Genomic DNA, 12272 nt, shown 5'->3' on the forward strand with positions numbered 1-12272 from the left:
ATTAAAACTGTATTATGGAAATGAACAAGAACATGGAACAGTCCGAAGCAGCTTCGTCTGTTCCGACCGTAAAGAAGAACGAGAGCCGTAAGCGTGAAGTTAGCGGCAAGGACGTACAGGCAATCCGCACATTCTTGGAGAGTGTTGGTATCTACGAAGCGGATGCACTGCGCGTGAGCATAGTCATCGCTGACGGCAAGGCAACGGCAGAAAGCATTTCGGCGGATGACCGCCTTGCGCTCAACCGCTATCTAAACAGCGGCACGGACAACGACAGGTTGACAGCGGACAACATACAGGGACATCGGTTGAACCGTGCGTTCGGATTGCTGGAGCGTGTGGCGGAGTTTTGCGACAAGCGGCAGTTGGTAACTGTCAACAAGGCATTGCTTTCCATTGCGGTGAACGCGACGGATATCAGCCGTGCCGTGTCGAGCCTTGACAAGCGGCCTGCACCCGGACAACCGTTTTCGGGCAACGCTAACAGCAACGGAGCAAACAAGTGACCGTGTGCTAAAGCTGGAAAGGAGTATGTTAGGTGTCTGTCCATGCAGTTTATTTTCTTCCCTTATTTCGGAACAGGGCTTATTGACCGGCTGATGCGTGGCTTTCACCAAATACCTTTCTACTTATACGCAATTCAACTATTTCAAGCCGTGCAGGGTACAACAAAAAGCAAGTCGGTATTTCTATACAGATACCTGCATGGCTTCATTCCATTCAAATAAAAACAGTATCACATTTATAAAGTCATAGATTTTATGGACAAGGAAACATACAGGTTCATGTACCCGTCAGGAATTGCATCATTCTCTTTCAGTTTTTCCGACCATGCGATGCAATGGCTGTGCGGAACAACGACCGATGACAACGGCAGGGAAATAGGCAACTTCGCATTGTTCGGCGACCTGTTGGCGAGGATGGCTTTAACGGACGGTGTTGCCAATGGCTTCCACAGACCGCTCATGCTTTCCGCAGGTCAGGCGCAGTATTCCGAGGAACAGCTTTCATCGCAATGGAACATGGGCAGGAAACGCATACGCAACCTGCTTGCCACGCTTACGGGCATGGGGCTTATCGACACCTGCCGTTCAAGGGTAGCGTCCGTGATGAGCTTTCCGTGCCTACTGCAATGGGAAATAGCGGAGAATGGCCGCATAGCCGCCCCATCCATCCACGAACAGAGAGAAGAATAAGAGCCGTCAGAAGCCGAGCCGACAACGGTATAGTACAAACAAACGCTTTCTGTTGTTCCATTCTCCGGCACTCCTACTGGCACCAGTCTGTACTGGCTGTGGCAAGCGGAGGGTTGGATTGGCATGGAGCGGTAGCGTTCAGTTGCGAGATATGCCGAGGTATTACCGCCTTCGGACGGTATTACCACGACGCCCTCGCAACGGCTTGGCAGACCGTTGTCCGTGCCGCTCGCAGGCTCGCACCATCCCTTTTATAGAAACCGTTTTTACAACCATTCTAAGAACTTTGTTTATGGCATACGAAGAAGATACTTCCAAACAGCAATCCGGGCAGGAGAAGCCTGTTGTAAGGCGTGACAAGGTGGTGGTCACCAAAGTCACGGAACAGGAGCTTGCACAAATCAAAAGTACCGCTGACCAGTGCGGCATGACACGCAGCAATTTCATCCGTGCGAGGGCACTCGGCTACAAGCCACGGCAAAGGCTTTCCGACAAGGATTTGGACGGATTGCGGCAACTTGCGGCTTGCAGGACTGACATGGTGAACTTCGCCAACGCCCTGCACGGACTGACCGACAACGAGAAGATACGCCTTTTCCGCCAGCAGCCTATCATGCTTGACTGGTACGAGAAAGTGGCATTTGTCACAAACCGTGTCACCGACTTCTTGCAGTCTGCGCAGACGGCCAACCATTATCCGGCAGGAACAACAAATGAAGATGCAAAGGAGGACGGCGCATGATAGCCAAAGCAAAAGCCGTAGCCCACGGCATAAGGGCGATGCTGTATGTGTCGGGTGAGTCGAGAAACAAGAAGCATCCCGAAAGGATTACCCGTATCTGTGACAACTTCATGCCGCAGGGCATGGATGCAACAGGCATTTTTACGGAAATGAAGTTTGCCACAATGAACCACCCGAATATCAGGAACAATACTATCCGAATAGAGATAAGCCCGGCGATGGAACATACCGAAAAATTCACTTTGGACGATTGGCGGAAACTGTGGCAGGACTTCGCAGCCGCTTTCGACATGCAGGAAATCCGCAACAAGGACGGCAAGATAGTTTCCGCACGGACGAACATATCGGGCAGCAAATCGTCTGTATGGTTGCATGAGGAATCCGACAGCGGCATACCCCATCTTCATGCCATCGTCAGCCGTGTGGACGAGGACGGGAACATCAACAACGACCACGCCATACACCTGCGCGCACAACGGGCGGCTGAAATGATAGCCCGACAAAGGGGATGGACTACGGCGCAGCACATCCATGAAACCAACATCCCGAAAGTCAGTGCCGACTGCATGGAAGTCTTGCGCGAGCTTGACAAGTGGTCTTGGGACGGCTACCAAGAAAGGCTTGCCGCCAAAGGCTACGACTTGTATCTGCGCAAGGACAAGAAAGATGTCATACGTGGTTATGTGCTTCTCAAAGGCAACACGAAGTTCAAGGCATCGGAACTTGGAAAGGGGCGCAACCTGACTGCATCCCGTATCAGGCAAACATGGGAAAAACTGCATCAAGGTAAGGCGCAACAAGTCCGTCCGGCAACCAAACAGCCTGTTGTAGCGACATCGAAGCCGTCCATTCCCATTGGTACGCAACAAAAGCCACAGCCTGTTATATACCAAAGTAACCTGATATTCGAGAACTATACCACTTATAAACCGAATCGTCAGCCTACGGAGTTTGAGCATGACGGCAAGACCTACAAGCGTTATCTCCCGGACAAGGTGCTTGACTTTTTCAATGACGAGTTCGACTACCGGGAACTGGCCAACTGGCAGGACTTACAGAACTTGGCAATGGCTTACTTCACCCTTATAGCATCACCATACGAGGTGACATCAGGCGGAGGTGGCGGCGGTTCGCAGTCAGACTTGAAATGGGGACGCGACCCAAAAGAGGACGAGATTGAATTTGCCCGAAGATGTGCGCAGGCCGCTTCAAACAGAATCGGCAGACATCCCAAAGGCGGAATAAAGCGTAAATGACAAATATAAAAAACAGCAATGCAATGAAACAACCCGATACGGCGACTCTCCGTGAGAGGCTTGCCAATTATATACCCGAAGATGAGTTAGAACAGGACAAGCAGGAACTTGAAGGACTGCTTCAGGAAGTCAACTGTCAACTGATTGAACTTCGTAATCTGCTTAGTGAAATCAATTCGCTCAAAGAAGAACTGCACGGCATACACGGTAGCTTGAAGCATACCGTTCAACGGGAACGGACTGCCTTCAAAGCCTTGGTTGCGGCAAAGGACAGTGCCGACAACATTGTGGATGGCATCAGCCGTGCCATTGTCAAGGTGGAACAGCACACAGTCATCCGTGCCCAAATCGACACCGATGAACTGAAGAAAGTACACCAATGCACAGTCCGACACATCAAAGCCGAAGAAGAACTGCTGGAGAAGCACAGCAATAAAATGGCCAAACGCCTCCAAAGCAATGAAGGCATTTGGCTTTCCAACCGTTGGCTCATATTTTTGGTAATAGCTTTGGCTGTCAGTTATCTTGCTGTAATCTTATGGGCTATATGCAAATGACAGAATACGATTACTTTATTTCCCCAATGATTTGAACATTTTGGTAATGCAACGTTTCTTTTGTTCCATATTAGGATGGACGTATAGGTTGAGCGTGGTTGAAATGTTGGAATGGCCTAACAACACGCTAACTGTTTTATAGTCGCACCCAGCTTCAATGCAACGGGTGGCGAAGCTATGACGCAGACCGTGGTATTTTAGTTTGGGAATGTCGAGCTTCACCATCAAACCATTGTAATAGTTACGATACGTGCGTGGCTCTGTTGGACGCTCATCATTGGTAAGCACATAAAAATCTTCATTGACCACTTTTTTCAATGGTTTAACCATGGCCAACAACTCCTTGCTCATCGGAATTTCGCGGCAGGAGTTTTTGGTTTTAGGCGTGCTGATGATAAGTTCAGTATGTTTTTTCTCTCCCTCAATGATATAAATGCGCTCTATGGTGCGACTTACTGTTATTGTGCCGTCCGTTACATTGATGTCGCTCCACTTCAATGCGCAAATTTCTCCGATGCGCAGTCCGGTACCAAGGCTGATATAAATCCCCAGCCCCATAAAAGAGAAGTGGCTTTGGATGTAGTTCAGAATCTTTCTGTGATTGGCGACAGACAGTACTTCCAGTTCCTTGCTGGTGGAGGTCGTAGGGTACTTTATATCCCATTCGTAATAGGTCATCCACTCGTTTTTGACCCCGAACTTCATCACCATTTTAAGGACTATCAAAATGTCCTTGATTGTTTTGACACTCAAACCACGTTCCAACTTCTGTAAGACAAAAGCCTGTACCGCCTGCTCGTGGAGTGAATCACCATCCCCGAAATAAGGAAGAACATGGTTCTCCAAGATTAACACATAAGCTGCCATCGTGGACTGCTTCACATAAGGACGCTTGTACTCTTTCCAAGCTGTCGCAATTTCTCTAACTGTTTTATGAATCATGATTTCTAAATAATTGGTTCTTATAATTAGAGAAATATAGTGTGCGATGTTCCGGCTTTGAGATTCCCGGAGTTCAGTGGAGAGTGGAAAGAAGAACGGTTAGATGAAATTGCGGAATTATCTAAAGGAGTTGGTATATCCAAAGAACAATTATCGGAAGATGGTGAGCCTTGTATTTTGTATGGTGAACTTTATACCAAATATAAATCTGAAATCATCCGTAAAGTGATAAGCAAAACGAACATTGAATCATCAAATCTCAAACGTAGTAAACGAAATGATGTAATTATTCCATGTTCGGGCGAAACAGCCATAGATATAGCTGTCGCTCGGTGTATTCCATTTGATAACATATTATTGGGAGGTGATTTGAATATCATCCGCTTACACAAAGATGATGGTGCGTTTATGGCCTATCAGCTAAATGGCAAGCGGAAAATTGATATAGCCAAATTAGCACAAGGTGTATCGGTAGTACATTTATATGGAGAGAATCTTAAATCTATTAAGACTTATAATCCATGTTTGCAAGAACAACAGAAGATTGTGAAATTGTTATCTATGTTTGATGAACGTATTGAGGCACAGAACAAAATCATTGAGAAATATGAATCCTTAATTCAGGCGATATGCGATAACTTGATTGAACGAGAAATACAGCAAGTCACACTGTCTTTTAGTGACTTTGGGCAATCATATTCAGGGCTATCAGGAAAAAATGCAGAAGATTTTGGTGAAGGTTATCCGTTCATAACATACATGAATGTCTATCAGAATCAAATTATTGATTCAACCGATGTGGGGTTGGTAAAAATCAATGAAACAGAACAACAGTCTGTTGTTCATTATGGAGATATTCTTCTTACGTTATCTTCTGAAACGCCAGAGGAAGTTGGAATGGGTGCAGTGTATTTGGGAGAAACTTATCCTTTGTATCTGAATAGTTTTTGCTTTGGTATTCATATAACCGATGAAGCCAAGATATATCCTCCATTTTTGGCTTATTATGTTTCATCACAATCATTTAGAAAAGCTGTGTACCCATTGGCGCAGGGCAGCACACGCTTTAATTTGCAGAAAAGTGACTTTATGAAAAAGCATTTTTCTTTTCCGATGATAGAAAAGCAACGCAAAATATACTCAATCCTCAAAGCCTATTCGGACAAGCTAATTATTGAAAAACTGATAATGAGATTGCTTTGTAAGCAAAAGTGTTATCTATTACGCCAGTTGTTTATATGAACATCTGACGTAACAGATACTTTTTCTCTTTAGTGTATGATTGCAATAAATTCTTCTCTATCTCAATCTTTGTTTGGATAGTTTTTAAGATTCCAGCTATAGTGTTGGTCTCACTTCTTGAAATAGGAAGAGGAACGGAATTTTCCAAAAATCTTCCATTGGTTATGTTTATAGTGTTCTTTGCACCTTTTTGTATGAGCGGATGAAGATAGTTGAAGGCATTGCTTGGTTGCATAAAATAAAAATGCAAAAATACGCCAATACTATCACTTGCAGGAATATAAACTCCATACAAAGGTGAAACAGCTACATCTTCTCTAATATTGCTACGCTTTATTATGCCATACGGGAAATTACCTGTCGGACTTTTCGTGTAAACAATATCGCCATATTTGACAATATTATAATGGCTCGTCTGTTTCGCAGCAAAAGAACGTCCAAGATACTCAACCTGATTTACAACACCCAGACTGACAGACACAGAACAAATAGTTCTTCCATTAACATTCTTCTCATTCCGTTCTTGCAAAACTTTACAAAGGGCTATTCTTTGCCACGTACCCTTGCTTATCCCATCCATCTTTTCCTTATAAATAATCGCCTGAATTAAGGATTTTCATAACCATATTAAGGGGATTCGTGATTATGTTTTGAACAACAAATTGCAGAATACAACAAAGAAAAAACTTGGGGAACTTTGTACCATTACAACAGGCAAATTAGATGCAAATGCAATGAAATCAGAAGGTCTATACCCTTTCTTTACTTGTGCAGAAGACGTGTATAGAATTGACAGTTTCGCTTTTGACACAGAAGCATTGTTAGTATCAGGGAATGGTGCAAATTTAGGCTACATTCATTATTACAAGGGAAAGTTTAATGCCTATCAAAGAACATACGTTTTAAGTAATTTCATTGAAGATATACACTATATTCAGATTTATCTTGAAGCCTATCTCCATAAACGCATAGCTCTTGAGAAAAGCACAAGCAATACGCCTTATATTGTATTGGCAACATTGGCAGAAATGCCTATTATAATTCCAAGCATCAAAATACAAAAGGACATATCCAATAAAATCCTCATACTAAAATCTAAACTAATAACTGAAATCCATATTCACAATTGTTATAAAGATATGCGACAATTCTTGTTGTCACAGATGTTTATATAAACATTTGTGACAACAAACATGATTTCTGTATCTGAAGTATTTGCAAGAAAGACTGTTCATTCTTCATTTTGGCAAACATAGCATCTAAACACTCAGCAATACGATTTTGGATTATTAGTACTGGGAGAATGAGTTTAAGTTTAGCCAGTGGTTGACGAACAATCTGTGGCTGTCCAGACCCAGATATAATACTATTAAAATTTATGGACGAAAGATAGTGGAATAAATATTGCTTATTTACATTTTTAGCATAATTATCTGTATTTATAACCATAGCATTTCCCGTTATCCATGATTTTGGCTCTGTAAAGTTTACCGTACCACAAGTATTACCACGGCACGTGATACAGATTTGTTCTTTTTCATGATTGAATGAATGGTATTTGCCTATAATTCCATTTGCACCATATACAAGATACCCATCTTCAGTTAAGTCCGTTGAAGCAATTGTTTGTGGCTGATATATATCTGCAATATCTTGTAAAGTAATACAATCTCCTTTGATTTTGGACATTATATTATTGCGAATCCCCTTAATTAAGGTTTCAAGTTTCTCAATGATTTTGTTCTGCAACTTAATACGTTCATCTAACATTGATAGGAATTTTGCAATTTTCCTTTGTTCTGTATTTGTAGGAATGGAAAAAGCATACTTTTTCATTTGGCTTTTATCTCCACGTGGCATCTTTACTCCTTTTACGCCACTCATGACATAATTGATAAACCTATCTGATGCTATGACATAGTATAAGAAATGCTGGTCGCATTTATCTCCTCGTAAAACAAAAACGTCTGCACTACATCCACCTTTTCTATCTGAAAACCAAACTTTTTTCAAATAAGGACGTATGTTAGATAGTAAAATATCTCCTTTCTGATATTCTATTACATTCGTATTTGTTGGTATAGAGGAAGAATACTGTATGCCTTCAAAATTCTGCAATATATTTTCGGTCGAAATATAATTGTTATTGTTTAGCAAGTCTGATGAAATCCGCTTTTTCTGAAACTCTGCCACATCTTCTAAATGGACAGATTTCCATTCTCCCGTAAACTCCGGGAATCGCAAAGCCGGAACATTAAGGACTTTCTTATCTTTATTGTCTGCCATAGTCATTACTCTTTAATTTTGTTGATAAGTTCGGTTGCCGTGATGTCACGCATCAGGGTAAAGCCAAACCACTTTTTACCCAAATCTTTGATGGATGCTCCTATGTGGTAAACCTCATCGTCCACAAGCAAGAAGCGGTCATGCGCTTTATTAAATAGCTTTATCTCTATGAGTGGATATTGGGCGTTGTGACGGTCAACATCCAACTGAAACTGGCTACTGATACGTTGTGTGTAGATGGTTGCCGTCACTCCGTTCTCCCTCTTGTCAAGCAAGGTAAGCACGGTGTCATCCACATAGTTATCAATAAGCACGATTGAACGTTTGGCCTTTCGTATCAAATCAGACACGAAACGGTAAGCATCAAACACTTGTCCATCATAGAATATGCCTTGTATGGGTGGAATGTTTGCGTCAAGTCGCTTGAAAACCTCGTCAATGCGCTTGTCCGTTACCTCTTGATGCTGTTTCATTTCCAGTTGATGGTATTCTATCGTTTCAAGCCGCTGGAACAGTTGAGCATTAGTGGCAATGAAACGGCGCATGGACACAAAGGCTCGCATAATGCGGATATTCACATCTACGGCAGTTTGTGATTTCAAGACAGAGCTAAGCATGGCAATACCTTGTTCTGTAAATGCGTAAGGCAATCTTCTGTCGCCGCCCCAACTTGAAGTCACATTTTGTGATTTCAAGATTTCAACGTCCTCTTTGCTGAGTTGAAACATGAAGTCATCTGGGAATCGCTCACTGTTTCGTTTTACAGCTTGGTTCAACACTCTGGTTTCCACACCGTATAACAGAGCCAAATCCCTGTCAATTATGACTTGTTGGCCTCTGATTACCCGAATCATCGGCTTTATGTCAATAACCTCTGGTAACTGGCCGCAATTTGCGACCTGTTCGCTTGCCTTACCCTCTATCTTTTCCCTGTCTTTCGCCATAGCTTATAAACCTTGATGTCGCAATTTGCGACTTCAAATTACACATTCAGAATTATACAATTCCCAACTCTTTCAGATATACGTCAATCTCCTTATCCAACTCGGCACGTTTAGCCTCTAATTCTTTGATTTCCGCCATTACTGCCTTGATGTCAATCGGTTCTTCTTCCTCAAACGTATCAACATAACGAGGGATATTCAGGTTATAGTCGTTGTCGGCTACCTCTTGCAGCGTGGCAAGGTGACTGTACTTTTCTATTTCCTTACGGTCACGATAGGTTTCGACAATTTTCTGAATATGTTGCGGACGCAGCTTGTTTTGGGTCTTGACCTTTTCAAACTCCTTGCTTGCGTCAATAAACAAGATGTTATCATCCTCCTTACGGCATTTCTTCATCACAAGGATGCAGGTTGGTATGCTTGTACCATAGAAGATGTTGGCTGGCAAACCGATAATAGCATCTATATAGTTCTTCTTCTCTATGAGGAAACGGCGGATTACACCCTCTGCATTGCCACGGAACAATACACCATGCGGAGCTACGCAAGCCATCGTGCCACCCTCATTCAAGTGGTAAATCATGTGGAGGATAAAGGCGTAGTCGGCTGTTTTCTTCGGCGCGAGCCGTCCGGCCTTGCTAAAACGGTCATCGTTATTGAACTTGTCTGCGGCACTCCATTCTGCGGAGAAAGGAGGATTTGCCACAACCGCGTCAAACTGCGTATCGCCAAAGGCATCCCATTCTAATGTATCACCGTTCTCAATCTTGAAGTTGCTGAACTTGATGCCGTGCAGCAGCATATTCATCCGGGCAAGGTTGTAAGTGGTCGGATTCTTCTCTTGTCCGTAAATATCCACCGCGTGACCGGCCTTCGCCGCACGAAGAAGCAACGAGCCGCTACCGCAAGTCGGGTCGTACACATTGCGAAGCCGCGCATGACCGATAGACACGATTTCTGCCAATATCTGACTGACCTCTTGCGGAGTATAGAACTCCCCGGCTTTCTTTCCGGCTCCAGCAGCGAACTGGCCAATCATATACTCGTAGGCATCGCCAAGAATGTCTATTTCTTCCGATGCCTCCACACCAAACTTTATATCGTCCAAAGCCAACAATACATTGCTGACGAGGGTATTTTTGTCATCAGCCGTCTTGCCTAATTTCGGTGAAGCGAGGTCAATATCAGAGAACAGACCTCCAAAATCTTCCTCACTGTCATGTCCCAATGTGCTATCCTCGATGCGCTTCAACGAGCGTTCAAGAATGGGCAATATATTCTCTTTCTTCTTTATTCGGTCTATTACCGATGAAAAAAGGTAAGTCGGTTCGATAAAGTAGCCGACACCCTCCAAGCATTGCTTCTTCAGTTCCTCTTGCAGTTCGGCGGCATCCTCGCCCTCCATAGTCCACAATTCTTTGAATGACACTTCATCATCCACCAAAGCATTGTTGGCGTATGCCTCTATCTTCTCCGAAAGGTATTTGTAGAAGATGAAGCCCAAAGTGAAATACATGAAATCACTGGCCGACATATTACCGCGCAACTTATTGGCCACTTCCCAAAGTTGGTCACGGAGTTTCTGTTGTAATTCTTCACTCATATCTATTTTAGTATCTCTTTAACTACTTGTTTTATTCTTATGCACATGTCACAAAGCCATGCACAGCCTCTATTCCAATTATCTTTGTCATTCATATCTCCCATAGAATGAAGGACTAAGAAACGACTTGACTTTTTGTTATCATTCAAACGCCATTCGATTTCATTTTGGTCTGATATACCTAAAATCTTGGCGACAAGTTCTTCATTAGCCTTGAATTTTGCAATAATTTCTTTGTCTTCGTGAACATACAATCCTGCAGATAGACTGTTATTTTTAGTATTCAATGTCATGCAAAGATGATATGCGGATGACCCCATCCCAAGGTCATACCAATGTTGAGCTTGCGGCTTTCGTAATTTGAAATTCTTCATAAAAGCAGAATATTTGGGAGCTTCATTGTTGAATTGTTCCCAAAAAGCGAGTTGCAGACTTTCAGTTTCCGAAAGTCCAGCAGTCTTTTTCATAGCCTTTGCCCAATTATTGGGGCGTTCTACGATATTGAACTTAGGAGCTGGTTCAGAATCGTTGATTTTCCATAATTCAATCTCTATTAGGAAAAACTCAAATTTGTCATCTGTATGTTGATTCAGCCATTCTATGGCTTGTTTATGCTCGTCACGTGCTTTCTTGACAATCCAAATAATCACCTCCGCATCTTTACCCGAAGCATACGTAATAATCTTACCCAAATGGTCGTGATTAGTTTCTTCCAGTTGGTTCTCTATGATAATTCGCCGCCCTGTCCCTTCCTCTGTAGCGTACAGGTCAACACTAAAATCGCCTACATTGGATTCCTGTTCTTCGACAACTATATCTATGCCCACCGCTTCACTAAGAATCTCTAAATTTTCTTCTTTGGCCAGCCAAGGAGTGAAATCCTTAGCTTCGTGCTTCCAAACAGAGCGGAGGTCTGTTACTTGTTCTAATTTGCCTAACTTCATTGTTGAGATTTTATTGGTTACAACCGTTTCATTTTCTTACAACCATACAGCTCTATATCTTTGTTCTCCGTACAATGAGAGCATATTACATCTGGCACAATATGGGATGGTGCATTTATGGGTTGACGTGCCCACATGGATACACCATCTATTTTCCACCACTCGTTAATTACATATACATTTTGGCTTGAATAATAGAAATTTGTTGCATTAAGTAGATTCTGCTCTCCAAGCTCTTCAGCCAAATATGCTGTAATAGTCTTTTCTACTAACATTATTTGGCTTCTTGTAGGATGTTTGATGTTGGATATACGACCTACATAAATTGAGTTCAAACGCTCTTTTATCTCGGCGATATGGTGCCCTTTATCACAAAGTCTTTTATATACGTTCCGTGTGGATTCCCCGCAATAATAGACTTCACGTGACTTTGCGTATTTTAATTTGCCATGTAGTAAATATAAAGAGCACTTGAATGATTGTTCTTTTTCCCATAATCTTTCTTCCTCTGAAGTAGCAAATGGGCCATACCACTTTACAAGAAAAACATTTTCGTCCAT

Annotated in this window: 14 protein-coding genes; 7 read left to right on the top strand and 7 right to left on the bottom strand. The window is 42.8% G+C overall.

The window, feature by feature from the left end:
* Positions 1 to 14 precede the first annotated feature (14 nt).
* From M3085_RS07065 to M3085_RS07085, 5 genes are all read left to right on the top strand, one after another.
* Positions 15 to 506 carry a hypothetical protein gene (locus M3085_RS07065; protein WP_177609150.1) on the top strand — a complete coding sequence of 164 codons (492 nt, stop codon included), beginning with the start codon at positions 15 to 17 and terminating at the stop codon, positions 504 to 506.
* A gap of 279 nt (positions 507 to 785) precedes the next feature.
* On the top strand, positions 786 to 1196 hold the full coding sequence (locus M3085_RS07070) for a hypothetical protein (protein ID WP_249052620.1): 411 nt from the start codon (positions 786 to 788) through the stop codon (positions 1194 to 1196).
* Between the two features lie 292 nt (positions 1197 to 1488).
* Positions 1489 to 1938, top strand: coding sequence for a plasmid mobilization protein (locus tag M3085_RS07075; RefSeq protein WP_249052621.1), 450 nt, complete (start codon positions 1489 to 1491; stop codon positions 1936 to 1938).
* Positions 1935 to 3194, top strand: a complete 1260-nt coding sequence (locus tag M3085_RS07080) for a relaxase/mobilization nuclease domain-containing protein (RefSeq protein WP_249052622.1) — start codon at positions 1935 to 1937, stop codon at positions 3192 to 3194. The genes M3085_RS07075 and M3085_RS07080 overlap by 4 nt, the downstream gene beginning before the upstream one ends.
* Positions 3195 to 3217: 23 nt before the next feature.
* The gene (locus M3085_RS07085) at positions 3218 to 3751 is read left to right on the top strand and encodes a hypothetical protein (protein WP_249052623.1); all 534 of its coding nucleotides are present in this window, start codon (positions 3218 to 3220) and stop codon (positions 3749 to 3751) included.
* 15 nt (positions 3752 to 3766) lie between these two features.
* On the opposite strand, the gene M3085_RS07090 is transcribed toward M3085_RS07085, so the two are convergent.
* Positions 3767 to 4693: a tyrosine-type recombinase/integrase gene (locus M3085_RS07090; protein WP_217051308.1), complete on the bottom strand. Its 927-nt coding sequence runs from the start codon at positions 4691 to 4693 to the stop codon at positions 3767 to 3769.
* Positions 4694 to 4732: 39 nt separating this feature from the next.
* Here M3085_RS07090 and M3085_RS07095 point away from each other — a divergent pair, with 39 nt between their 5' ends.
* The gene (locus M3085_RS07095; RefSeq protein WP_249052625.1) at positions 4733 to 5935 is read left to right on the top strand and encodes a restriction endonuclease subunit S; all 1203 of its coding nucleotides are present in this window, start codon (positions 4733 to 4735) and stop codon (positions 5933 to 5935) included.
* Here the strand turns inward: M3085_RS07095 and M3085_RS07100 are convergent.
* Complete coding sequence (locus M3085_RS07100) at positions 5928 to 6515, bottom strand: restriction endonuclease subunit S (RefSeq protein ID WP_227035149.1); 588 nt, start codon at positions 6513 to 6515, stop codon at positions 5928 to 5930. The two genes, M3085_RS07095 and M3085_RS07100, sit on opposite strands and share 8 nt — an antisense overlap.
* Before the next feature lie 82 nt (positions 6516 to 6597).
* On the opposite strand from M3085_RS07100, the gene M3085_RS07105 reads away from it, so the two are divergent.
* Complete coding sequence (locus tag M3085_RS07105; RefSeq protein ID WP_249052627.1) at positions 6598 to 7110, top strand: restriction endonuclease subunit S; 513 nt, start codon at positions 6598 to 6600, stop codon at positions 7108 to 7110.
* Here M3085_RS07105 and M3085_RS07110 read toward each other — a convergent pair.
* Genes M3085_RS07110 through M3085_RS07130 form a run of 5 tightly spaced genes read right to left on the bottom strand, consistent with a single transcriptional unit; the run spans position 7103 to position 12272 of the window.
* Positions 7103 to 8221, bottom strand: a complete 1119-nt coding sequence (locus M3085_RS07110; protein ID WP_249052629.1) for a restriction endonuclease subunit S — start codon at positions 8219 to 8221, stop codon at positions 7103 to 7105. The genes M3085_RS07105 and M3085_RS07110 overlap by 8 nt on opposite strands.
* Positions 8222 to 8226: 5 nt before the next feature.
* Positions 8227 to 9165 carry an ORF6N domain-containing protein gene (locus tag M3085_RS07115; RefSeq protein ID WP_249052630.1) on the bottom strand — a complete coding sequence of 313 codons (939 nt, stop codon included), beginning with the start codon at positions 9163 to 9165 and terminating at the stop codon, positions 8227 to 8229.
* Positions 9166 to 9217: 52 nt separating this feature from the next.
* Positions 9218 to 10768, bottom strand: a complete 1551-nt coding sequence (locus tag M3085_RS07120; RefSeq protein ID WP_249052631.1) for a type I restriction-modification system subunit M — start codon at positions 10766 to 10768, stop codon at positions 9218 to 9220.
* Between the two features lie 2 nt (positions 10769 to 10770).
* Entirely contained in the window at positions 10771 to 11712 is a 942-nt protein-coding gene (locus M3085_RS07125; protein ID WP_249052632.1) for a DUF4268 domain-containing protein, read from the bottom strand.
* A gap of 17 nt (positions 11713 to 11729) precedes the next feature.
* A complete protein-coding gene (locus M3085_RS07130) occupies positions 11730 to 12272 on the bottom strand; it encodes a hypothetical protein (protein ID WP_249052633.1) in 543 nt (180 codons plus the stop codon).

It is taken from the genome of Bacteroides caecicola (assembly GCF_023337095.1).
In the GTDB taxonomy this organism is placed as follows: Bacteria; Bacteroidota; Bacteroidia; order Bacteroidales; family Bacteroidaceae; genus Phocaeicola; species Phocaeicola gallinarum.